General features: G+C 49.1%; 13 protein-coding genes. 5 read left to right on the top strand and 8 right to left on the bottom strand.

What is annotated here, in order from left to right; genetic code table 11:
- Positions 1–5: 5 nt before the first annotated feature.
- The 4 genes from J4G07_10490 to J4G07_10475 form a co-directional block, all read right to left on the bottom strand.
- Positions 6–1,598 (bottom strand): molybdopterin-dependent oxidoreductase, encoded by a 1,593-nt coding sequence (locus J4G07_10490; protein MCE2414425.1) that lies wholly within the window; start codon positions 1,596–1,598, stop codon positions 6–8.
- Between the two features lie 48 nt (positions 1,599–1,646).
- Positions 1,647–2,774 (bottom strand): (2Fe-2S)-binding protein, encoded by a 1,128-nt coding sequence (locus J4G07_10485; protein ID MCE2414424.1) that lies wholly within the window; start codon positions 2,772–2,774, stop codon positions 1,647–1,649.
- Positions 2,775–2,890: 116 nt separating this feature from the next.
- Positions 2,891–3,112, bottom strand: a complete 222-nt coding sequence (locus J4G07_10480; protein MCE2414423.1) for a hypothetical protein — start codon at positions 3,110–3,112, stop codon at positions 2,891–2,893.
- A gap of 32 nt (positions 3,113–3,144) precedes the next feature.
- The gene (locus tag J4G07_10475) at positions 3,145–4,203 is read right to left on the bottom strand and encodes a BMP family protein (GenBank protein ID MCE2414422.1); all 1,059 of its coding nucleotides are present in this window, start codon (positions 4,201–4,203) and stop codon (positions 3,145–3,147) included.
- Positions 4,204–4,621: 418 nt separating this feature from the next.
- Between J4G07_10475 and J4G07_10470 the strand changes: the two genes are divergently transcribed.
- The 5 genes from J4G07_10470 to J4G07_10450 all read left to right on the top strand — a co-directional run bounded on the left by J4G07_10470 (position 4,622) and on the right by J4G07_10450 (position 11,735).
- Complete coding sequence (locus J4G07_10470; GenBank protein ID MCE2414421.1) at positions 4,622–5,473, top strand: PmoA family protein; 852 nt, start codon at positions 4,622–4,624, stop codon at positions 5,471–5,473.
- 77 nt (positions 5,474–5,550) lie between these two features.
- Positions 5,551–7,164 (top strand): ABC transporter ATP-binding protein, encoded by a 1,614-nt coding sequence (locus J4G07_10465; protein ID MCE2414420.1) that lies wholly within the window; start codon positions 5,551–5,553, stop codon positions 7,162–7,164.
- Between the two features lie 115 nt (positions 7,165–7,279).
- The gene (locus J4G07_10460) at positions 7,280–8,338 is read left to right on the top strand and encodes an ABC transporter permease (GenBank protein MCE2414419.1); all 1,059 of its coding nucleotides are present in this window, start codon (positions 7,280–7,282) and stop codon (positions 8,336–8,338) included.
- Between the two features lie 186 nt (positions 8,339–8,524).
- Positions 8,525–10,675, top strand: a complete 2,151-nt coding sequence (locus J4G07_10455; GenBank protein ID MCE2414418.1) for a leucine-rich repeat domain-containing protein — start codon at positions 8,525–8,527, stop codon at positions 10,673–10,675.
- 139 nt (positions 10,676–10,814) lie between these two features.
- Entirely contained in the window at positions 10,815–11,735 is a 921-nt protein-coding gene (locus J4G07_10450; GenBank protein MCE2414417.1) for an ABC transporter permease, read from the top strand.
- Between the two features lie 81 nt (positions 11,736–11,816).
- Here J4G07_10450 and J4G07_10445 read toward each other — a convergent pair whose 3' ends face one another.
- The 4 genes from J4G07_10445 to dxs all read right to left on the bottom strand — a co-directional run bounded on the left by J4G07_10445 (position 11,817) and on the right by dxs (position 24,956).
- A complete protein-coding gene (locus J4G07_10445) occupies positions 11,817–15,293 on the bottom strand; it encodes a BamA/TamA family outer membrane protein (GenBank protein MCE2414416.1) in 3,477 nt (1,158 codons plus the stop codon).
- Positions 15,235–22,050, bottom strand: coding sequence for a translocation/assembly module TamB domain-containing protein (locus J4G07_10440; GenBank protein ID MCE2414415.1), 6,816 nt, complete (start codon positions 22,048–22,050; stop codon positions 15,235–15,237). The genes J4G07_10445 and J4G07_10440 overlap by 59 nt, the downstream gene beginning before the upstream one ends.
- Positions 22,001–23,011: a TlyA family RNA methyltransferase gene (locus J4G07_10435; protein ID MCE2414414.1), complete on the bottom strand. Its 1,011-nt coding sequence runs from the start codon at positions 23,009–23,011 to the stop codon at positions 22,001–22,003. Before J4G07_10435 ends, J4G07_10440 begins: the two co-directional genes overlap by 50 nt.
- 91 nt (positions 23,012–23,102) lie before the next feature.
- On the bottom strand, positions 23,103–24,956 hold the full coding sequence (gene dxs / locus J4G07_10430) for a 1-deoxy-D-xylulose-5-phosphate synthase (GenBank protein ID MCE2414413.1): 1,854 nt from the start codon (positions 24,954–24,956) through the stop codon (positions 23,103–23,105).
- Between the last annotated feature and the right edge of the window lie 278 nt (positions 24,957–25,234).

Genomic DNA, 25,234 nt, shown 5'->3' with positions numbered 1-25,234 from the left:
AAATCTTAAAGCGGTTCCAACCGGACTGGACATACCTTCAATTCAGCGGTGTGCGTAATCGGATCGTAACCGGAACCGGTCAACAGGTTGACAGGGACATCTGCGAAGCTGAAACTCGCGAAGACTGTGCCGCGTGGCGAACGGTTCGTCGCTTTCACTTTGATAGTGATACTTCCACGCGCACTGCTCATTTTACACCATTCTCCGTCCGTCAGGTCCCACTTCTCGATGTCAGTAGGATTCACTTCCAGCGATTCTTCTGATAACAGGTAATCAATTCCCTCCGCTCTACCGGTCTGTGTGCGCGTGTGATACGATTGCAAGCGTCTCCCTGTTGTGAGCCATACGGGGAAATCATCGCTAATCGTCTCAGCGGGATCTCGGTAATGCACGTTGGAAAAGATACCGCGTCCGTTGGTGAAGGTTTCTTCATGTAATCTCGGTGTCCCTGGATGTTCTTTGTGGGGCACGGGCCATTGATTGTTTACAATGTCCGTTGCACCTTTGTCGATGCGTTCCCAATCCAATCCGGCATAAATCGGTGAAAGTTCGCAGAGTTCGTTGAAGATCGGTTCTGGGGTGTCATAATCGAAGCCTTTTAAACCGAGACGTTGCGCGATTTGAGAAATAATCCACCAATCCGGTTTCGCTACACCCGGTGGTGGGACAGCAGCGCGCAGCCGTTGGACGCGACGCTCCGTGTTCGTGCAGACCCCGTCCGTTTCACCCCATGCTGTTGCTGGCAGCACGACATCAGCGAGTTCCGCCGTTTCGGTAAGGAAAATGTCAATAACAACGAGATGATCCAATGAACGAAGCGCGTGTTCACAATGCTCCCGATCCGGATCCGATAGCAACGTGTTTTCGCCGTCAATCAGCATCGCGTGGATACTGTCGCTGCAGAGTTCTAAAGCGGTGACTTTGGTGATACCTTTCTCCAAGTCAACCTCTCTACCATATGCCGATCTGAATTTCGCCTGATACTCTGGATCCGTAACGGCTTGGAAACCGGGGTAGTTGTTTGGCAACGCACCGCTATCCCCTGCGCCTTGTATGTTGTTCTGCCCACGCATCGGGTTGATACCCGTTCCCTCGCGCCCGATATTCCCCGTCATCAGTGCAAGGTTACAGAGACTCTGCACGTTCTCAACGCCACAGATGTGTTCCGTAATCCCTAACGTGTAGTAGATAGCACCTCTGTTCGCTGTGCCATACCACATTGCTGCTGTCTCAATATCCTTCGCTGGTACCTCAGTGATCTCTTCTGCCCATTCTGGGGTCCATTGACTGATATGCTCAAAGAAGTCATCAAACCCTGTCGTGCGCCCTTTGATGAACGTTTCGTCGATCAAGCCTTCCCGTGCAATCACGTGTGCCATTCCGAGAAGCAATGCGGTGTCGGAACCGACACGGAGCGGCAAGAAGAGATCCGACATCTCCGCTAATCCGATGCGTCTCGGATCGGCGACGATGAGTTTGGCACCGCGGGCGACAGCCTTTTTCAGTCCGGTTGCCGCGACAGGATGGCACTCCGTCATATTCGTGCCGATACAGAAAATGACATCCGGTTTCTGCATATCCACGAGCGGATTCGACATCGCGCCACGTCCGATTGTCGCTGCCAGACCGGCAACGGTCGGTGCGTGTCAGGCACGGCTACAGTTGTCGATGTAATTCGTTCCGAACCCAGCACGGATAAATTTCTGCATGAGATATGCCGCTTCACTCGGCGCGCGCCCAGAGGCGATGCCGTAGATGCTATGCCTACCGTGTTCGGCGTGGACTTTTCTGTATCCTTCAGCGGCTCTGTCAAGTGCCTCTTCCCATGTGGCTTCGTGGAGTTCCCCATCGTCTCCGCGAATGAGTGGGGTCTTCAATCGGTCGGAATGCTGGACGAAGTCGTAAGCAAACTGACCTTTAACACAGAGCGCACCTTCATTGGCAGGACCATCCATTGCGGGATGGATACCGACAATTTTTTCGTTTTTCGTCAGCACATCGACAGAACAACCCACCCCGCAATAGGGACAGATTGTGCGTGTTTTCTCAAGCGAAGCATCGGTTACCTCGTCGGTTGCCCGGAGTGCTTTTTTGTCGCCGAGTGCCCCAGTCGGACAGGTCTGGATACACTGTCCACAGAAGGTGCAGGCAGAATCCTTGAGAAGCCCGTCAAATTCAGTCGTAATCTGTGTATGGAAACCACGATTCATAACGTTGATGGCATGATCGCCTTCTTGTTCAGCACAGACGCGGACACACCGATAACAGGAGATGCAGAGTTCATAATCTCTGAGAATGAAGGGATTTTCATCGGTTTTGCTCGTCCCGGATGTTGCTCCTGTTATACGTGTGTCGTCTATTCCGTATCTGTCCCGGAGGTCTGTGAGTTCACCAGACGCGTAACCGCGCAATGGAGACACCTCGACTTCACGATTTTCACTGACAACCATTTCGAGGAGCGTCTTCCGATACGCTTCTATTGTATCTGTAGCTGTCCGGACGACCATTCCGGGTGTGGCTTCCGTTGTACAAGATGCCACCGGATTTCGCGCGCCTTCTAATTCAACGATACACAGGCGACACCCACCAAAAGGCTCAAGCCTGGGGTCGTAGCAGAGCGTTGGAATTTCTTTGTGATGGCGTTGCTCCGCTACAGACATGTCACCCCGCTGGGTTTTCATAAGGTGCTGCGCGCTTCTGTTAGCAATCTCAAGGATCGTTTCACCCTCTGAAAAGGTAACTTCCACACCGTCAATTTCCATTGTGTGCGTCATGATGCATCCTCCAAACACAGATTTCCATATCTCGCTGAGCCTATTCTTCAGATATTGCGGTGAAATCAATTTGTGGGACTTCCAATGTACCTGCAAGGATTTGCAGTCTCGCCTCTTCAACTTTTTGCTGCACCTGCCAAGGCGTTCCATCCTTGATCGCTAATGGAACCAGGTAGAAGCATACCGATCTTGAATATTTCCGTTTCTGGCGTGTGGATAATTTTGCTGCTATCCTGAAGTCTCTCACAACCTAACATGAATTCGATTGATAGCAGACATAGGATTAGGGTGGCGTTTACAAACCTACCTGCCAATATCCAAGAAACCTTTTGCTTCATGTAGAGGATCTCCCTGTGTTGATCAAGATAATCTATTCCTCTTCACTGAAGTCGATTTGTGGCACCTTCAACTCGCCAGCAAGGATTTTGGCTTTCGCATCTTCAACGGCTTTTTGCACCGCCATCGGCACTTTATCTTTCAATGCGGGGTTATAGGTAAGGGTGATTGCCTCATCCGTTAGCATGTTGAACGTATAGATTTGGGGCTTAAACTTGTCTTCCTTAATGATCTTGGCGATCTTCACGAACGCGTTCGGCGTAATCACTGCATTTGCAATCACAGTTGGAGATATATCACTCTTGTCACGGTTCGCGCCGAAGGTGTATACCATTCTTCCCTCTTTTTCGGCAGTTTCAGATTTATTAAAAATCTCAGCCGCCTCATAGGCACCAAGTCCCGCGGCATCTGCGTTCGGAAAAATGAAGTCAACGCCTTCATTAATCTGTGCCAGCGCGAGTTCCTTCCCTTTACCGATGTCTTCCCAGTTCCCAACGTATACCCAAGATACCTCTATTTCAGGATTCACACTTTTCGCGCCACCTTCAAACGCCATAAATGTGCTGTTGACAGATGGGATGTTCTGCCCACCCATCACACCGAGTTTATTCGTTTGGGTCATCTCTCCTGCGATCATCCCTAACAGGTAGGCTGCCTGTTCAACACGGAAGTTGACGGGTGAGATATTGTCAGTGATGGTACCACCTGAAGAGGTAATGAAAATCGTCTCTGGAAAATCAGGTGCGACCGCTTTAGCGGGGTCTTGAAACTCGTATCCGTGTCCGAAGACCATGTTGTAACCGTCGAGGGCATAAGAGCGGAATTGTTCTTCTTGATCTGTCGGGGTTCGGGTCTCAGCGTGGCTGATCTCCGCCCCGAGTTGTTTTTCAATGGCTTTCAGACCTTCATACGCTAAAGCGTTCCACCCCGCATCGCTGATTGAACCGGGAAGTAGCATGGCAACCTTAAACTTTTCGTGTTCTTTTGCCTCAAGGTTCATGCTCCCGATCAGCATGAGTCCGCTGATGAAAATACCCAGAAGCAATGTATGGATTGCAACGTTATTCCGTAACTTATATGATATTTGTATCACTTCAAAATTTCTCCTTCTTTACAGAGATGTTTGATAAAGTATAGCATGTTTACGCGAAAAAAGTAAAGCGTTAATAACGTTGTCCGCGAGGCATTCAGTTCTTTTGTAGGAGCGAGCTTTTGGTCGCGATAGACACTGACTTCTACAGATTTTCTGTTGACACACTTGCGCAAATTACATATACTTTTTAGAATATTTGGCACGGAAGGACAACAAGGAGGTTCGGCTGCGTGACGCGTTGACCACAATTATCCGCGCAACACGGATTTGTTTACAAGGAACCGAGTCAGTTTGCGAGATGGCCCGCGAACGGCGGCATCTGGCAGTGGGATGATGAAATCTCTCTTCCGGTTTCGGGGTAGCGGTAGGCTTGTGCCTACCCCATAGATATAGTTCACGTTAAACATAAATGGAGAATATGAAAAACAATTTTGAAGTCAAAATAAATGCAAAAACCCATTTAGTTGTCCAAAGTGACACAGGTCGTTGTTTAGGCGGTGTCGGTGCAAATTTTTATCGACCCTTCGTGTTCCCGTTCTATACGCCAGCAGGACATACCGTTGTTCAGGAGTTCGCCTTCGATCATCCGTTCCATAACGGTATTTTTGTTGGACAGGGACCGGTGCAGGTCGGCACCAGAGAGGCCGGTTTTTGGGCATCTCCACCGCGCCGCTCTTTTACAGACAAAGTCTTTGAAAAATTGGGGCGGATGGATACGCAGAAAGAGATTGACATTACTCCACATGCCGATGGCGTGCAGTTCGTTCAAAACGTTATCTGGCGAGACGAAAACGAAGAACCCTTAATTGACGAAATTCGCACTGTCAATCTTTTCGCACTTGCTGATGCCACCGTCTGCGATATGACGAGCGAAAAAATTGCGTCTTACGGTGCTGCGACCTATCCGCAGACGAAGTTCGGAAGCATCGGGATCCGCGTTGAACCGAGGCTGTTGCCTGTCATGGGTGGTATCGTGTTCGGTGACAACGGACGCAAAGGGGGTGTCGAGGTCGTTCACGAAGGCGAATCCGATTTCGTTGCCTATCAGAATGTATTGCCCGGACATGGGGAGTTTGGTGTGTTTATGAGCATCCTTAATGAAGGCATTCGGGGTCCGTGGTTTATTCGGGATTATGGAATGGCGCTCTATAATCCAACGTGGACAGGTTCCGTATCAACACCGGCGGGTGAGCGTTGGACAGTTTCACTTCGGGTCATCGCTTACGATGGAGAATTGACATCGCCAAGAGCCTCACAGTGGATACAATAGCGGTACCCCATTTATGGAGGAGGCTGCCTTTTCATCCTGAAAATCCTATAATCCCGTAAATCCTGATTCAGACAACTATGACAGAAAATATTCTTGAACTTCGGAACGTTACGAAAACCTTCGGCGATTTTGTCGCTGTTGACAGTGTTGATTTTGAGTTGCAAGCCGGTGAAATCCACGCGATTTTAGGAGAGAATGGCGCGGGAAAATCCACGCTCATGAATCTCATCTATGGACTTTACCAACCGTCGTCGGGACGCATCTATGTTACCGATCGCGAAAACTGGCGGCGTAGGTTACGTGCAAAGTCACCACGTGATGCGATTGCGAACGGTATCGGCATGGTGCATCAGCACTTTATGCTGGTCGAAAATCTAACGGTCGCCGAGAATATAGCCTTGGCTCTTGGGCAATTGCGCTCGGGACCACGCGGAAGTGCGTCTGCAAACGGTGATTCAGCGAGGTTAGGAAACATCGCCAGCCGGGGGTTGGGGAAATTCCGCTTTAAGAAAGAGGACGCGATACGTATTACTGAAGAACTCTCGGAACAGTTTGGACTTGCCGTTGATCCAACGGCACTGGTTCGGACGCTCTCAGTCGGCTTAAAACAACGTGTAGAGATTCTGAAGGCACTCGCCGTTGATGCCCGGATTCTGATCCTTGATGAACCCACCGCTGTTCTGAGTCCACAGGAGGTAGAGGGTTTCTTCACGATTCTGCGCAAACTCCAAGCCGACGGTCGCGCGATTATCTTCATTAGCCACAAAATGAAAGAGGTCTTGAGCATCAGCGATAGAATTACCGTTTTGAGGCGTGGCAAGAAAGTTTATCTCGGTCCAACAGGGGAACTGACTGCCCGCGAACTCGCAAGGGAGATGATTGGAGAAGATATCAGCGACGTTGAACGCTCAACGCGTCCACACCTCGAAGAGGATCCTCCAGAGAACGTCCTACAACTCTCAAACCTGACAGTTCTCGGCAGTCGAAACGAGGTCGCAGTGTCAGATGTCTCTATGGAGACCCGTCGCGGTGAAATCGTTGGAATCGCAGGCGTGGATGGAAATGGACAGCGTGAACTTGCCGAGGTCATCATGGGATTACGACCCAGTGCTTCTGGGACAATAGGCATTTTGGGTGCCAATCCAAAAGGGATCAAGGCAGTGCGACAGCGCGGGGTTGGCTATATCCCTGAAGATAGACAGACAACCGGGGTCATCGCAGCATTTTCGGTTACGGAAAATCTCTTGTTGAACGTGACCCACCTACAAAACATAGCGCAGTGGAATATACTTAACCAAAAGCAGAAACGGGAGACCGCAGAACATCTCATTGCTGACTACGACATCCGGCCACCTATCGCTGATATTCCTGCGTCTTCACTCTCCGGGGGCAATCAACAAAAAATCGTCCTCGCCCGAGAAATCTCGCTTCACCCCGACCTCCTTATTGCTGTGAACCCCACACGCGGTTTAGATGTCAACGCCGCTCACTATGTACATGAGAATTTGTTGGCACAACGCCACGGAAAAAAATCTGTCCTGTTAATTTCAACAGAGTTAGATGAGGTGTTATTGTTGAGTGATCGACTCTATGTCATGTCGAGGGGCAAGTTAATCGAGGCGACAGCGCAACGCAACGACATTGAGACACTCGGATTGTTAATGACAGGGGAGCCCCACACCGAGGAATAGAAGTCAGGCATCAGAAAGAGACTGGAATAGGAGAAAGGGAAATGGAAGAAGGGAAGGATGGAAGAGAGAGCCCCTATCCTTCCACCCTTCCAACCAAATACTGAAGACTATTTTTATGATATTAAAGAAAATCAATATTCAATGGCTCGCAACACCTGCTCTCATCCTCGTGAGCGCGTTTGTTACAAACGCTATCATTATGTTGCTCTGTCACTATAACCCACTGGAGGCTTACCAAGCCGCGGTGAGTGGTGCCTTTGGTAATAGTCGAAAATTCGGGGAGACATTGGTAAAGAGCACGCCGTTTCTAATGACAGGGCTTTCGGTTGCGATGGCGTTTCGGTGTGGGATTTGGAACATCGGTGCTGAGGGACAATTTTTAATAGGTGCGCTAACGGCGACATGGTTTGGGACGAAACTCGCTCCAATTTTCCCCCAAACCCCGTGGATTGCAGTGCCGTTGTGCCTCGGGCTTGCTACGGTTGCGGGTGGCGTATGGGGACTAATTCCTGCGGTTCTCAAAGTGGCGCGCGGGGTCAACGAGGTTATCAGCACCATTATGTTGAACTACGTCGCGCTGCATCTGGTGAGTATGATGATAGATGGGGGTCCGTTGCAGGAGGCAGCCAAACGGGGTCCGCAGAGCGATCGAATTGCCGAATGGGTGTTCCTGCCTCGTATTCTCCCGCCGCATCGGGTACATCTCGGCATTGTTATCGCTGTCGTATTGGCAGTTATTCTCACGTTTGTCCTCTTTCGGACGGCGTTTGGGTATCAACTCCGCGCCGTAGGAGAAGGTGCGGCTGCAGCGGAGGCGGCGGGGATATCGATTGTACACAACACCCTCCGTGTCTTTTTCATCAGTGGTGCGCTTGCAGGACTTGGCGGCGCAATTGAGCTGACAGCACTGACCCGTCGGTTGTTCATCAATTTTTCACCCGGATACGGCTACACTGCGATCGCTGTCGCCTTGTTAGCAAAACTGAATCCGTTGGTGACGGTTGCTGCTGCATTGTTGTTTGGCGCGCTGACGACCGGTTCCTACAGCATGCAGCGGGAGGTAGGCATCTCCGATAAGGTGACATTGGTCATGCAAGCGACGATTCTACTGTTTGTCATCGGTTATAGTTCTATCCAACTTTTCCGTAAGCGTGCATCTTCTCATTCCGAGTAGGAGCGATTTGAAACCGCCCTTTATATGTCAATTTAGGAATGGATTTGATCGCAGGTTGGGTTGAGTGGCACATGTAAAACCAAACATTTATGGTACAGGGAACTTTACATTCTCAGGATATTTGAATACACCGAGATTTCAGCAAAACCCAACATTTTAACTGAATTATGCCATGGATATCCTTATATGCAAGTCAAGCGTCTATTTGTTATAATCACGGTTCTGTTCAGTCTTTTGTTCCCAAACTTCGTGCAAGCACAACGCTCCAAAGTTGTGTCAATCCGAGATGCGAATTTAGCGTCGGCAATCCGGGAAGAGATTGGCGATTCAATCACGACGCATACGCTGCTGAATCTGACGCGTCTTGAGGTCCCTAATCGCGGGATAACGGATCTCACCGGGCTTCAACACGCACACAAACTCAGAGAACTGGACCTTGGGGGTGAGCATATCGAAGGAAAGGGATTCGTCAACAGTAATAAAGTATCGAATTTCTCGCCACTCACAGGACTAACAAACTTGAAGACACTAAACCTCACTTATTGTTCCCTCTCTGATGTGTCGTTCCTCACGAAGTTGACGCAGCTGAGGACGCTGTGGCTTTCTAATAATCCTATCTCTGATCTCTCTCCGCTCGCAGGATTGACCCAGTTGAGAAGTCTTTATCTATTCAGTACTTCTGTCTCAGAGGTGTCCCTTATATCTGGCTTAACACAGTTGACAGGTTTAGGTATTTCCGGAGATTCCCTCTCGGATGTGTCTCCGCTCGCGAAACTAACGCAGCTGAGGACGCTGTTGCTTTCTAATAATCCTATCTCTGATCTCTCTCCGCTCGCGAAACTAACGCAGCTGACGCGTCTGGCTCTTGGGAACAACGCCATCTTAGATATATCTCCACTATCAAATCTGACCCAACTGACTAGGTTGTATCTTTGGGGCAACTCCATCTCGGATATATCTCCGTTGTCAGGTCTAAGACAACTCACGGCGTTGGGTTTATCCGACAATGACATCCTGGATGTGTCGCCTCTGGTGGGATTAGACCTGAAAGGGACACAGTGGAACAGCACAGGCCTGTATATAGAAAGCAATCCACTGAGTTACGCTTCTATCAATACACATATTCCGGCTATGCAGGCGAAAGGGATTAAAGTCAGATATGATCTGGATCTCGCCAAAATTACGGGTCCCTGGCTCTGGATGATTGCGCCAACCCAACCCTGGCAAGGTGGAGCACGCTCCATCAATGTAGATTCACTTGCTGCTGCCAGCTCGGGTGCTGTGACGGAGTCAGGAGTCGCGGCAAACGGTGCGAAAAATGGAGATACAGTTGGTAATTATATATGGTCGCTGGGGAGAATCGCTGGCTTCGGTGGAAATAACATCAATGACCTCCTTAATAGCATTGGGATGGCAAAAGGTGATATAAACGATCACTCCTCTTACGCGCTTATCACGCTTGAATCCGCCACGGTTCAGTCGGGTGTGACGATGAAAGTCGGAAGTGATGACGCTATTAAGGTCTGGCTCAATGGGGAAGTGGTGCATAACCGCCCTGTCGATCGGGGTGCGAATGATTTCCAGGACAATTTCACAGTTGATTTGGAAAAAGGTGATAACCTTTTACTGGTGAAAGTCAGTGAGCGGGATGGCAGTTGGAGCATGTTCGTCGGTATCGAAGCAGATGTTAACGCGGTTTATAAACGCCCACCGGATGACGTAGTATCTGCGGATGTCAACGGTGATGGTGTAGTGAATATCCAAGACCTCGTGTTGGTCTCTTCCAATTTCGGGCAGACGGGACAAAACAGTGCGGATGTCAATGGCGATGGTGTCGTCAATATTTCGGATCTCGTCTTAGTGGCGGGTGCCTTTGGGGAAGGTGCGGCTGCTGCACCGACCTTACATCCATCGGATCTTGAAGGACTTACCGCTGCAGAGGTCCAAGACCTACTCACGCAGGCGCGCCAAATGGCACTTACAGATCCCGCTTATTTGCGCGGCATTGCAGTGCTGGAGCAACTCCTAACGCTCTTGCTGCCTAAGGAGACGGCACTGTTGGCAAACTACCCGAACCCATTCAATCCAGAGACATGGATACCCTATCAGTTGGAGAAGCCTGCAGAAGTGACACTGCGTATCTATTCTGTGACAGGTGCTTTGGTGCGAACGTTAGCATTGGGACATCAACCTGCTGGAATGTATCATAACAGAAGCCGTGCGGCGTATTGGGATGGTCGGAATTCTGTTGGCGAACATGTCGCGAGTGGTGTCTATTTCTATACTTTAACAGCAGGCGATTTTACGGCAACACAGAAACTCCTAATACGGAAATAAATGGTTGTCAGTTCTCTGTCAACCGTTTAGAAACTTAGCCAAGGATGGCAGCACTGCAACAACGGCGCAGTGCGGATTTCATCGGGGAGTGTGTCCTGCCAATCCATTTTGACAGCTCCCGTTAGGGCATAATTAAAACATGTTTGAAGAGATTCTTTCAGCAACAATTCGCGGGGCAACCCCACTCCTACTTGCGGCATTAGGCGAAGTCATCTCCCAGCGTGCTGGCGTGCTTAATATCGGTATTGAGGGAATGATGCTTATCGGTGCGTTTTTCGGGATGGTCGGTTCCTTCTACACAGCAGAATTGGTGATGATCGCACCGTGGTTCGGACTTCTAATGGCAGGTCTCAGTGGACTTATCGCCGCGGCGTTATTTGCCCTGTGTGCGATAAGACTGCGGGGTGACCAAGTTATCATCGGCACGGCAATGACGCTCTTGGCATTGGGTTTGACAGAGGTCATCTATCAACGACTCTTTGGCATAACGGGGATTGCACAGGGCGTGCCAGCGTTTCAGCAGATTGACATTCCGCTATTCTCCGAAATCCCTTTCATCGGACGTGCCCTGTTTTCACACAATATCCTCGTTTACATCACATTCCTGCTGGTGCCGTGCGTCTATTTCTTCCTCTACCATACGCAACAAGGACTCCGTGTCCGTGCCTGTGGCGAGCATCCGAGAGCGATTGCCGCTGCGGGTGCGAACGTTCTGCGTTTGCGAACGATCTGTCTGCTCTTCGCCGGAGCGATGGCAGGGATAGCTGGCGGTTATCTGTCCCTCGCCGATGTTCCCTATTTTACACCCGGCATGACGGTCGGACGCGGATTCATTGCTTTAGCGATAGTTATCTTTGGGAAATGGCATCCTATGAAAGCGTGCGGTGCTGCGCTACTTTTTGGACTCGGTTTAGCACTCGATGCGCGATTCCAAGCATTGGGTTGGGAGGTTCCTTATCAGGTGTTTTTAATGTTGCCTTATGTGCTCTGTTTGGCGGTGTTGGCAGGATTCGTGGGACGCGCCGAAGCACCTCTTGCATTGGGAAAACCGTATGAATAGTTACCAGTTATCAGTTATAGTAAAGCCCGCACTGACAACTGACACCAGAAAGGGTGGCACAGCAACCCGTACTGATAACTCTCAAAACGTACTGCCAATACGCACGTGGAAAGCTCTGTAAGGATCTAATGCCCCCTGTGCGGACACGAGTGGGATCGCATAATCGATTCCCGCTGTGAGGGCACCGAGGTCCAAGTACAGTCCAGCCCCTACAGAGGAAGGCAGCGGTTGCGTCGTATCAACATCCTCTAATGATCCCCAGACATTGCCAGTATCAAAAAAGAACGCGCCCCGAACGATCCAATAGATTGGGAAGCGGAGTTCCGCGTTAAAGATGAATTGCACATCGCCGCGATGGATGCCTGTGCTATCTTCAGGTCCGAGAGACCGTTCTGCGTAACCGCGAACCGTTGTTCCGCCACCTGCCCAAAACCGCTCAAAGGAAATCAATTCTGCGCGACGGTTCGAGCGTAATCCGGTCGTAACACCGAATCGGACAGCGGTTGCTAACACAAGTCCACCGATGAGTTCTTGGTAATATCGGGTATCCGTCGTCGTCTTGATAAAACTGGTTTCGCCTCGCAAGAGGTTTCCGCCTGCATATTCAAGCGTAAGATCGTTCAGCATACCCCCCGTAGGGTTCAAATAACGCACACGACTGTCATACGTCCAAGATAACCGAACACTACTCACGGTTGTGCTGAAAGGATTCTGTCCATCAGGGAGTGGAATTCGCGAGCTGGAGCTCGCGCCTACAGGGGCATTTTGGATCGGTAAAACTGGCTGGTTCAAGTCGCGGTAACTATATCTTAGATCGAGGTGATGGGATTCGGACAAATCTCTGCTGAGGATAAAACTTCCTTGAAGAGCACGAACGTTATCGTCTACTTCTAACTTCTTGGCTAATACCTGCAGGCTTCCGCGCGTCCGTCCAATCAACCACGGTTCGGTGAGCGTTGCATCAAAAAGATACCCTAACTCGTCTCGCCATCCCAATCTGCTGCGCACACGTCCTCGGATGTTCCGCTTAAAGAGGAAATTGCTATCCGTTAACACCACTGTTCCGCGGACCCCTTCTGCGAAACTATAACCACTACTTACACTATAGGTCCTTGGTTTCTGTTTTTCGACCGTAATTAAAACATCGTTGATTTTCCTGAGACGGAGGTTAGGGGAATTTGTAACCCCGGATGATTGTGGTGTCCTTATGCTTCGGGTGCGTTGTGAGAAACGTTCATACTGGACGCTGCGAAAAAGCCCCAAGTTGTAGAGATTTTGCAAGACGTTACTTAACTTCTCTGATGTCCAAAGTGTGCCCTCCAGGTGCGCAATTTCCCGTTCAAACACGCGCTGTTCTACAACGTCTGTGTCCCCTAAGAAATAGAATTTACCGAACACGACCTGTTCACCCTCTGTATCCACAGTGAGATATAGCACCCCGTGTTCATAAACCTCAAGATACGGCACAGATTGACCAGATTCTGCTGGCGAGGTTTCAAACCTCGCCAGAGGGGCATTAGGTATTTTTTGCACAAGGGTATACCGTGGATTCCCTTCGATGTCTTGGAGGCTCCAACGATTGCCGATATGCGCAGCTACGTAAGCGCCCGTAAGTGTAAGGTTATGTCTCTCGAATTCCGATCGGATTTCTGGGGGGAGTCTACCTTTTTCGAGTGGCTCGGAAAAATCACCCAGTACTCGAAAAACTGGATCCTCCGTTTCTGATACATAGGCGTTACTGACCACCGCATCAATGTATCCGAGTTCGTAATAGGCTTTTAAGATTGCGTCGCTGTAAGCTTTCCGCGCAAGTGAGGCATTCGGCTGCGGAAGCGGAAGTTCACGTTCCAAACGTGCCAGCAGCGTAGCGGTATCTAATGCGTTATTCCTGCTGATGTCGCATCGGTGAATCATCTCTTTGTGTTCTTCAGTGATTGCGACATGTATCACAACTTCGCCGATACGCCGGTTGTTTGGGTTTTGTTTATCGAGCGTTGTCGTGATGACTGCCTTCGGATAACCTGCTTTCCCATATAAAATGTCGAGTCGATGTATATCTGTATCGAGTTCTGCTTCATAAAAAAAGGGTCTCTGTTCGTGCTGAAATAACCATCTTGCGATGTCTGCTTGTAAGTTTCGGAGCAATCCGCCTATCGGTTTCATTGTCATCTCACGCTTGAGTTTTGCATCCGAAAACGCCCTATTCCCGGAGAAAGTGACATCCTTAACGACGTAACGCCTCCCTGGATTAATCGTAAGCCGAATACTGGATGCATCGAGTATCTCCACCGCTACTGTGGTATCGTGGTAGCCTTCGGTTTTGAAATAGGATTTTATCCGGCGTTCCCATATAGAAGGGGAGACAGTGTTTATTAAAGAAACTATACCTTCTCTGAAGGTGTCTTGGAGCGATAGCGGGAGTTCCCCGACATCCATAACGAAGTTTAACCGGACCTCTCTACCTTCATCAACCCGAAATTGTAGCACACCCGTTTCATGGTCAAAGTCTGGGACGATAGTAGCGGTGGGATAGTTGCTTTTTCTGTAAAGTGCTAATATGGATGCCATATCAGCCTCAACACCGGATTTGTTGTAAATGGGGGCGAGTCGGCTAAAGTTACACACTGCTCTAAGGCTGTTCGTTGAGATGGCAACATTATCCTGAATTTGCAATATTTTGATCCGTGAAGCATCTCCTACGGCTATTTGGTAGGTTAATGTGCCTGCTTCGGTGAGCGTATCGGAGACTGTGACTTTAGCGTCAAAATATCCATACGCTTCACATACGCTTTTGATACGATGCGTGTCGGCGTTAACGATTGTAGGGACATACTTTCCTCCCTGCGTTGATCGCATCGCATTCTGAATGGCAGTCTTGACTTCGTTTTCGGGGATACCGGAGAGCACAATTTGCTGAATGCGGGCGAAAGGGATCAGTTCGTAGGTTAAAACAATACCCTCGGGCGTATCCTGCGAGTATACCTGAATTTGGGAATACTGCTGTGTGGCGTAGAGTGCTTTAATGCTCTGTCGAATGGCATATCCAGACTGTAGTAAGTCGCCAGCATATACGACTGTCTGGTTTCTCAGTATATTGGGGTGTTCTGTGGTTTCTTCTGCAGGGGTTGTGCCAATGTAGTACTCTATCTTCGCAATCCGTTTCTTTTTAGAGTTATCAGTTATGAGTTTTCGGTTATCAGTTAAAGAGGGATCTGGTTCAACAGAATCACCGTTTAAGGGGGGACCGTCAACCAATGACCGAGTCCCCTTCTTTGTATCGCGCGCGGTTTCGGCGGATTCCTGCGCGTCTACAGATTGGAGAAAAAAGCAGCAAGACAATAAGATAGCAATCAGCGAAATAGGGGTCAGCAGTCGGAAACCGTCAACGATCAGTAAAGAAAGAAACGCCCCTGAAACGCTTGCGTCTTCACTGGTTGCCGATGGCTGATGGCTGATGGCTCTCTTCACTGATGGCTGACGGCTGATGGCTGACTGCCAATTAGAACCGTCCTTTGAATTCAAGGTCAATCCCGTGTTCCCTTTTTTCGTTCGTTTCAATTTTAATGGACACATTTTTCCCAAGTGGATACTCCGCACTGATAGATCGCGTATCCTCATCAAGCGGACGATGGAAACTAAACGTGAATCCACCAAGCGCGCCTGAAAGTGCCGCATTGCGTAAGAGAAAATCTATAATATCGTCATATGAGAGGACTTCCGTTGTCGTTTCAGGGGGCGCGCTGAGCACAAAGTTGGGATTACTAAGGGTGCCGGTGAAGGAGGCATACACCTGAAGATCCACTGTGCTTCCATCTCTCGGTAGCACACCGCGAATGCGGTTCGGGGTGCGGAGAAAGATATTGAGTTCTGGATCAAAATCAACGGCACTCTGATTACTGATTCGAGAGCCTTCGAGGAATTCAAAAGTCTGTGCAATGAATCCAACTTTTCCGTTCAGTACCGATACATTCCCACTGAAAACCGGCTGACTCATAGTTCCGAAGAGTTTGCCTAAACAGGCGATTTCAATATCTGTAGGTCCTGTGATTGATGAAAGTACACGAAAATTATCGGAGATGTTAATATCTACCGCATCCAGATGTAAATCGCGTAGAACAGGGTAATCCAACACAAGTTCTGTTTCCTTGACCGAAACCCCTGTAAGCCAATCCCGAACGCTTTCCCAATTTTGTTGGTAGTAACCGCCGCTGATGTGGAGTTCCCCTGTTAGACGCGGGCGTAGGAGTTCCCCTGTTAGACGCAATGACGTGGAAGCGAGATCAACCCGATACTGTCCGGATTGCTCAAAAACAGTTGATGTGAGACCGGTGGACACGTTTAGCGTCGGAGGTTTCTCCCAGATGCGTCTATCTGGCGGCGCGATAATGCTACCCCCAACAACGAATCTACCATCGTTCAAGATGCCTTCAAATTGCTTTATATTCGCCCCTGTTTCAGATAATTGAATGTCGCCCTCAGCCTCTTTAACCCGAATATTCGCATCTGGAAACCCAAACCCAATATCCTCGAAACGTATATTACCATCGACTTGTGGGGTTTCCATTGTCCCTGTCAATTTGGTATGAATTTCGCTTGTGCCTGTTGCGGTGCTGAGTCCGGGAACCACAGACGGTAGCATGGTAAGGTCGTTTACTTTTATATCTAAAGTTCCACGCATCGGGGTCTGCTGGAGTTGCGTCCAAACCCCTTCTGGTGCCTGTTGCAGTGCCGTCAGAAACGGAATTAACGCAAATTCGTAGGGCATTGTCCACGAGAAAGTCAACTGGTTTTCACCGAATGTGACTTCAACGTATCTTTTTTCTGTTATTTCCCATTTTCCGTTCTGATACCGAATTCTCCATCGCAGGTCAATCGGGATGTCGTGTAGATAGAGTTCAGCAGGTTCATTTTCGTGCCGCCGCAGCGTTATCTTCGGGTTCTCACTGGTTCCGCTCATCTGTAGGCTTCCAGAAAGCGCACCGGTAACCCGATACGGCGCGGGCCACCTATCGGTTATCACTGAGACGTCAAAATTCTTGAACCGAAGGGCACCATCAAACTCCCCGTTTACCGACCATTTGCTTTCAGCATCAATACGAAGCGTCGTCTTGGCTGGAAGTGTTTGTTCGTTACCAAGTAAACCGTCAGGTTTTGCATCCTCAGCGGTAAAGGTCTGCTTGATTGAAAATTCGTCTCGATTTTCAAGCGTAAAATTATTCGTTAAAACAAAAGTGCCATCACTGAGAACAATCGGAGCCGGTCTGGGATCTTGGAAATCATAGTGCCGCTCCATTGCCTTGAAAGCGAGACGAACGTTATCAATTGATAAACTCGCGTTTGAAACAGCCATAAGATCTATGGGTGAGGGGATCTTTCGGACCTGCGGAAACGGCATACTTTCTCCAGTTGCTAAAAAACTGTCAAACGGGACCGTTAATGTTCTGAGTGTCGTTGTTATATGTCCCTCCACGTCTTCTAACAGGTCTGGCGGTAAGGCATCACGGACAGCTGAACCCAGCGGAAACCGTTCTAATTTCAACCCTCGTAATATCAAGTATTTCGGCGTTAATCCCTCTAATGCAATCTGTCCCTGTTCGAGCCTACAGTAACCATCCGCTATGTCAAATCGGAACTCTGCGAAATCAATCAGATCTTCCCGCGCACTGAGGTGCATTCGCATATCCTGCAGTGGAAACCCGTGGAAGTCCTTAAGGCGGAGTTGCAACGCCTCAACAAACACGTTGCCTACAGCGTATGGCGATTGACTTGTGCCTTGTATTCCCAAATCTATGTCAACGGTGCCATCTGCCTCAGAAAAGACAGTCTCTATCCCTGGGAAAAAATTGAGAGGCAGTTCACTCCCTCGAAGACGCACATCAATGGGGGTTTCCGCAATAAACCGCTTAGATATGTCCATCGCTTCAAATGTCAGATTAAACGGAATAACACCTACGAGGCTTAACGTTCCTTCACTGTTTTTGAGTTCTATTTCGGTGATGTTTATGCGTTCATCTCGATACTGGATTTTGCCTGTCCATTGCTTCTCATTGAGTGTGCCGTGCCAATCTACCGCGATTTCAGGAGCAGTGATGGTGCCTGCAATGTTGACTTCTGTCGCGACTGTCATAGCCGGTGATTCGAGTTGTAAGGGAATCTGTATTTTAATTTTACCCTGCGGAGAAACAGGGCTGATTTGGGCTTTGACATGCCTCTCTGAGTATTCGCCCTCCATTCCATTACGGGCTACGGTTTTGATCGGAAGATTGGAAGGTCGCAGAGAATTTCCCTCACGGGTTTGAGGGGCGTTTAGACTGAATCGGAGCGGCGCACTATTGGTAAGACGAAAATCATAGCTATCAAGTTCCAGTTCGTTTATTTCACCGATTACCGTAATCTGCTGTGGGGTTAAGCCTGTACCGCTGAGATTAATATATCCTGAAGCGAAACCATAGTCCCCAATTTCTACTTGTGACGCTGATACATCAATATCAAAATAGTTATCAATTGTCGGTTTTCGGTTATCAGTTAAAGAGGGATCTGATTTAACCGAACCCTCTCTTAACTGACCCGTGTTAACTGAAGATTGATGGCTATTTCGACGTGAGAACGAGGCTTTCCCTTGGACACTATAGGGACCCTCTCCGATTTGACCGTTTGCCTCCATCCTTTGAACACGTATAAATTCGGCATCGAAAAGAATATCTACACGAAGTCGCTCCAACGTGATAGAAGGGATATAGGAGACCAAGCGGATCGGACGCTGTCCGGCTGTTTCAGCGTATAACAGAGCATGAGGTTCAGCGAGTGTGCCGCCGATCTCTATTGACGCCTCTAAAATTCCAGTTATTTCGCTATTGGTGGTAACAAGGTTATCAATAACTTCTATTGGCAAGGTGGCGAGATCCAAGGTAATGGTATCAACGCGTAGGTGTAACTCCGATGCGTTAATCGCTTCGGGTTGAACGTCAACGTACCCTTCCAAGTTCACGTCGTTACCGAAAAGTTTGAAAGCACACCTCTCAAAACGCAGGATATCCTCTTGATATGTTATTGTACCCCCTGCATCGGTAATGTCAATATCACCCGCTTCTGTTTCTAATATTAGCGTCGGGCTTGACCATTCTAACTGAAGGTTGGGTTCGATGGGTGTTCCGGTCGCTTTCAAGTCGTAACGAAAGGTGCCAGTTTGCAGCATGCCACGCGGCAGCCCCAATACCTCTCCAAACGGAGATAGTGCGAATCCATCAGATACAGCGTGCAGGTTCATCACTTCACTTTTCGCATCCAATGTCCCAGTCAATTCAAGAAATGAGGACGTATCTTCGGGTATTGTTAAAGAAAAAGCATCAATTGTCCATTTGTCGTCTTTGAGATGCAAGCGAATCGGTTCAGCATTGGTAAAAGAAAGGCTATCAGCCATCGGAAACCGTCGGTGTTCAGTTAAAGAAGACTCCGGTTCAACGGACCCACCTCTTAACGGACGCCTGTTAACTAATAACTGACAACTATTAACGAAAATATCCACATCATAGGGATAGATTTGCTGTTTTTGGGCTTCAGAGCCTATGTCCTCGGCTGGTGCGACAAGATCTGCGATCGTTCCACTGATTGATGCGTTCCCGGCAGCGGTCCCCGTAACCGCCGCAAGTGTTGGGTGTAATATAGGCAGGATTGGCGTAACATCAAATTCCTCACTATCCGCTGTAAATCGGTAGGGGTTTCCGAGAGCCATGCTGACGTAACCCTGAATCCGACTCGTTTTCTCAAACCCGTGTCCAGAAAAGTCGAAGAGGTCAGATTCACCGGTGGTGTTTTTCCGTTCCACGAGTTTACCGAGTAGGTAGACGTCACCGAGCGGATATTTCACCCCGCGTTCGATGTGCAAGAAGGTTAATTCCGAAAAATCGAGTTCCAGCCGAAAATCAGCACTCACTGGCTTTTTGAGCGTTCCAACCACCCGAACATCGAATTCTCCTTCAAAAGGGAAATCGGGAATATTTGCTGCCTTCGCAATTTCTTCTAAGTGGACAGGTGCGTCGCTTTCGAGGAGGAGATCATAGTCCCTGTTGGAGGCGACTGCGACATTGAGTGTAACCTGCTGCCCGCGAGTCGTTATCTTGAAATCTGGTATCGTCAGGTTGTAATCCTCAATTTCCAAAGGGAGCGTCAACGGATCCAAATGGATCCCCCATGCCACGCCTTCGGTAACACTGAAATTGGCAGTGCCATCCAGATTGATAAGGGTTCCATCTAATTTGAGTTCACCTCTGATTTCGCCATCTACAGGATATTCGGCACCTAACAATAATTTCGAGTAATGTTGGACGTAAACCGGATCAGCAACGACGCTGATATCCGCAGGGAATTCGCCTTTAACCTCCACAGTTCCTGTAATTGTCGTTCGGCTCTCATACGCCGTTATTTGACTGGAAGGTTGGAAGGTTGGAGGGTTGGAATAGGCGTTTGGTTCCCTGCCTTCCATTTTTCCATCCTTCCATTCCGTCTGCTGACCGCCAAGTGTTTTCTTCGTCATCAACCCGTTTTCGATGTAGACCCGTCCCTTTTGATAGCGAAAATCACCAGTCAACACACCGATCGGAATGCCGTTGAAAGTCGCATTCGGGATCTCCATGGCCCCTTTCAGCGTCCCGTCCGACAACTGCGCAGACAATTCCGCTGTCCCGCCTATATCCGCACTGTTGGCAATCTTCATCACATCATCGAAATCGATGCCCGATGCGTGAATCTCCAATACATCTTGTCCACCTACAGGGAAGGGACCTGTGACATTAATCTCGGTTTCATCTAAGTTCCCGTCGATTTTCAATTCACCCGCTGCTATTGCGCAATTGAAGGTTGAATCGTCAAGTTTGACTTCGTCAAGGGTTGTCTCCGTTAGGACTACCTTGCTGTCGAGTTTGAGGCTTGAGGTATCTGCCCGATTTCCGCTGAATTCTCCGCTGCTTGAGAGGAGTCCTGTGCTGTCTTGCAAATTTTCTGGCAGTTGGAAGAACATCGACACCAGAGGGATCAGATGTATTTTTGTAGCGTCCCATTTTCCGCGGTAAGTCACCGGGTGGGTTAACATTTGTTGAAGTTGGCTTAGCAGATCACCTTCCAACGCGTTTTCTGATGTGATACTTCCATCACCGACCACGGTGCCATCGGCGACTTGGAAACTGAGTGTTTTTAATGTGAATATTGGGGTGGGTTCAGCGTTGAAATCCGCGTCAATGCGTCCTGCTGTCAACGTTATTTTGGGAATGTTCTTTGCTGTGACAGCGGAGAATTTTGGAATTTCCGCAGAGAGTGTTCCGGCTAAGGCAGAATCTGGGTTCCCATTTGCTGTCAGTGTTGCGTCCACAACACCTTCAAGTTCGATGTCTTCACCGAAAAAAGGCTCTATATCTGCGAGGTTCAGGCTCAAGTCAAGCGTGCTGTTCCAAGAAGTGGTGGTTTCTGTGTGGGTAAATCCACCCGTAACCTCCAAATCGGAGTCGCCAAATTCCAATCGAAGTTTATCTAATGTGCTACTGCTGGCTAAAATATGAAAATCGGCATCAAATTTGTCAATTGCCGTCTCAGCACCGTTGACCTTGAAACTGCCACTCTTAATTGCAAACGTTCCGTTATGCTTCCCTGTATTGAGCGGTCGTTTCACCCGAATAGTAACGCCCTCGATACTTAAGGAAAGGTTCCGTTGCGTGTCGGTGTAGCCGATTGTTCCGTCAGTAAAGTGGAGCACTTCAATGGAAAAATCGAATTGTGGTGTGTCCTTACCGGTCGGATTTGCGAGGAAAATATTGAACAGATTAAGTTTATCAGGGTCAGGTTTTGCGTTGACTTGCGGGGCGGCCACCCTGAGTTCCTTCACCTCAAATCTCCGAGTTAGCAATCCTAACAGATTGTATTTGAGTACGACTTTTCCTGTGGAAATTACGGGTTTGTTTTCCGTGGAAATCTCAACGCTTTTAATGCTGACGCTTCCTAAGATATTTCCCTCTATTTTGCCGATGTTTACCGTGTAGTCCCCCGTTATCCGATTTTTGAGTTCAGTCTCAAGCCGTCCCTCCACCCAATCCAGAAAAGTCCGTGAGCGAACAAAGAAAAACCCCCCGCAGAGTCCGACAATGAGAAATATCGCAACAAAAATTTTTAATTTTACCTTGCGGAAGAATAACGCAGCTTTCATCTTTAAAGTCCCTTTCTCAAATCCGCCTGCGCCGATGTTGCAGGCTACTGCTTTGGGTCTAACAAAACGTCTTTTACCACCCGCTGACTGCTGGTTGCTGAGAGTCATTTCCAAAAGATTCATGCGCAGCATCTACAACCTCAGCAGTCGTATGCTGGAGTTGATAGGAATTCATGCGCTCACCATCGACCATAAGCCAGAGCAAGTACTCAATATTCCGGATGTCCTTGTGGATTGGGGAATAGGTCAGACCTCTCACTGTGGCTCCGAGTTTTTCCGTGACGAAAGCACTGAGGTTCTCTATCGTCTGGATATGTACCTGTTTGTCGGAGACGATTCCACCCTTTTTCACATGGACTTTACCGGCTTCAAATTGTGGTTTCAGCAGTGCGATGATGTCGTAATGGCTATCGGCATTATGGCTGTCAGTTAAGAGGTTTTCTGGTGAAGGGACACGCTCTTGCTGACCGCTGACGGCTGACCGCTGACTGCCATTTAGCGTAAGAAGTTTGATGACGCTCGGCAGAACCGTTCTCAAAGAAATGAAGGAAACATCAATCACAGCAATGGAGGCAGCGTCTTCTGTGCTGTTTAACGCCGTTGTTTTTAGCTGCGCTGGTGTTAGGTGCCGGATGTTCGTTTTCTCAATCGGTTGCACCTGTGGGTGCGTGCGGAGTTTCCACGCCAGTTGCCCGTAACCGACATCAATGGCATAGACGAATTTTGCACCGTGCTGGAGGAGGCAATCTGTGAATCCACCCGTTGATGCACCAACATCAAGTGCGACACGATTGTGAACGTTTATATCAAAGGTATGTAACGCCTTTTCTAACTTCAACCCGCCTCGGCTCACATATTTTTGCTGATGCTGCACGATTACCTTGGCATTGGGGGGAATACGTTGCCCTGGCTTAATTTTGGAGTTTCCGTTAACGGTCACCGCACCTGCAAGAATGAGCCGTTTCGCCTGTTCCCGGCTCTCTACCAAGTCGTGTTCTACCAGAAAAGTGTCTATTCGTTTTTTGGCTCTCGGCTTTCGGCTCTCGGCTTTCGGCTCTCGGCTATGAGTGGATCGTGTTGCAATAACTGACGTTTTGTCCACCACAATTACCTCTTGCTGATCGCTGACGACTGGCTGCGACGCAAGCCGCGTGTGGGAAACCTGCGGGACAATGCTATTGTAGCATTACCTGAGCGGTGCGGACGACCGCATCGGCATCGCATTGACAGAGTGCATAAAGATGTTGGACATCGCCGTGTTCAATAAATTCATCTGGGATACCGAGATTTCGGATCTGCACGTCTTTGATACCCGCCGCAGCGATCGCCTCCAAAACTGCGCTACCGAAACCGCCCATTATCACGCCATCTTCAATCGTAATTACCTTACCAATCCGTTCTGCAAGCGGTAGAATTGTCGCAGTGTCCAGCGGCTTGACAAACCGTGCGTTAATAACCGCTGTTGAGATCCCAGAATCGGCTAAGGTTTGCGCCGCTTCAAGTGCAGGGTAGACGCGATTGCCGATGGCAATCACGAGGACATCCTCACCCTCTCTAACGATTTCACTTTTTCCGATCGGTAGCACCTGCGGTTCCGCCGCCATTTTCACACCGATACCCGTACCACGCGGATAACGGAACGCAATGGGACCCTCTTGATACGCGACAGCAGTCTTCACCATAGACTGCAGTTCGTTCTCATCTTTAGGAGCCATGACGACCATGTTTGGAATAGAGCGGAGATAGGCAAAATCGAAAACGCCGTGATGTGTTGGACCATCAGCACCGACAAGTCCGCCCCTGTCCACTGCGAAAATCACTGGAAGGTTTTGGATGCACACGTCGTGTAGCACTTGATCGTAACTTCGCTGAAGGAAAGTGGAATAGATGGCGACAACGGGGCGCATGCCTTGCGTAGCAAGCCCACCCGCGAAGGTAACGGCGCACTGCTCTGCTAAGCCGATATCGAAACATCGACTCGGAAATGCGCTGCCAAACTTATCGAGTCCTGTGCCACCGGGCATTGCTGCCGTCACACCGACGATCCGTGCATCGCGTTTCGCGGATTCAATCAACGTTCGACTGAATACTTCCGTATACGCGGGTGTTTCGGGTTTCGGTTTGGTCGTCTTTCCCGTTTTCAGATTGAAGGGACCACTGACACTATAGAACCCGACGGGATCTTCTACTGCTGGCGTATAGCCGCGCCCTTTTTCGGTTACGACATGCAGTAAAATAGGACCAGTGAGACTGCGGATGCCTGTCAAAACCGGTATCAGTGCTTCTAAATCGTTACCATCGAGCGGACCGAAGTAGCGGAACCCGAATTCCTCAAACAGGGTGCCGGGTTTCAATGATGCCTCAATCTTCCTTGCTATCTGTTTGGCGTCCTCTGAAATCATATTCATCAACCCCTTCGCGCCAGAGCGTAGGAGATTGTACTGTGGCGAACTCGTGAGTTTGTGAAAATGTTTAGAGAACGCCCCGACTGTCGCTGAAATGGACATGTTGTTGTCATTGAGAATGACGGTCATATCGTTTCTATAGTCGCCAGCGGCGTTCAACGCTTCAAATGCCATCCCACCTGTTAATCCACCGTCTCCGATGATAGCGACGACTTTGTAATACTCATTAGTGATGTCTCTGGCGGTAGCAACACCTAATGCCGCGGCGATAGAGGTGCTGGAGTGTCCTGCGCCAAAGACATCATATTCACTCTCAGCTCTACTGAGAAACCCGCTGATGCCACCACTTTGACGCAGCGTTGGGAACGAGTCCCGTCTTCCGGTAAGCAATTTATGCGGATACGCCTGATGCCCGATGTCCCAGATGACTTTGTCGCGCGGTGTATCATACACTTTGTGCAACGCTATTGCCAGTTCGACCGTCCCGAAGTTCGGTGCGAAATGTCCTGGATGCTGAGAGAGTACTGCCAATAGATAGGCGCGCATCTCTTCAGCGAGTGCTTTCAGTTCATCAAGTTCAAGATTTTTCAAATCTGCTGGGGTGTTAATTTTTTCTAAAAACATATTTTTAATTTACCTTGCGGTTCGGTTAGGGTGGTTTGAGAAATAAAGTGCCGCTCCGTATGTCTGAAGAAACACCCTATCAAAAACCCCTCCGCTACGCTTACGGGCTACGCGGTTTGGACTGATATTTATAAAGACGCTTTAACTGAATACTGATAACTGAAAGTGAGCGTAGCGAACGCTCTGATAACTAACGTGAGTTGATAAAAGTGTGAAGTTGGGTTTCGCTGCCGTTATTGACACAGAAAGTGTCTTGAAAAACGGTATATCTCTCCACA

It is taken from the genome of Candidatus Poribacteria bacterium, assembly GCA_021295715.1.
Lineage (GTDB): Bacteria > Poribacteria > WGA-4E > WGA-4E > WGA-3G > WGA-3G.
This window is presented reverse-complemented; position numbering and strand designations above follow the sequence as displayed.

Coding starts and splice junctions, on each gene's coding strand:
- J4G07_10490 (MCE2414425.1), bottom strand. CDS start 1,598: ATGTCGAATCCGCTCGTGGATATGCAGAAACCGGATGTCATTTTCTGT.
- J4G07_10470 (MCE2414421.1), top strand. CDS start 4,622: ATGAAAAACAATTTTGAAGTCAAAATAAATGCAAAAACCCATTTAGTT.
- J4G07_10465 (MCE2414420.1), top strand. CDS start 5,551: ATGACAGAAAATATTCTTGAACTTCGGAACGTTACGAAAACCTTCGGC.
- J4G07_10480 (MCE2414423.1), bottom strand. CDS start 3,112: ATGAAGCAAAAGGTTTCTTGGATATTGGCAGGTAGGTTTGTAAACGCC.
- J4G07_10450 (MCE2414417.1), top strand. CDS start 10,815: ATGTTTGAAGAGATTCTTTCAGCAACAATTCGCGGGGCAACCCCACTC.
- dxs (MCE2414413.1), bottom strand. CDS start 24,956: ATGTTTTTAGAAAAAATTAACACCCCAGCAGATTTGAAAAATCTTGAA.
- J4G07_10460 (MCE2414419.1), top strand. CDS start 7,280: ATGATATTAAAGAAAATCAATATTCAATGGCTCGCAACACCTGCTCTC.
- J4G07_10485 (MCE2414424.1), bottom strand. CDS start 2,774: ATGACGCACACAATGGAAATTGACGGTGTGGAAGTTACCTTTTCAGAG.
- J4G07_10455 (MCE2414418.1), top strand. CDS start 8,525: ATGCAAGTCAAGCGTCTATTTGTTATAATCACGGTTCTGTTCAGTCTT.
- J4G07_10440 (MCE2414415.1), bottom strand. CDS start 22,050: ATGAATCTTTTGGAAATGACTCTCAGCAACCAGCAGTCAGCGGGTGGT.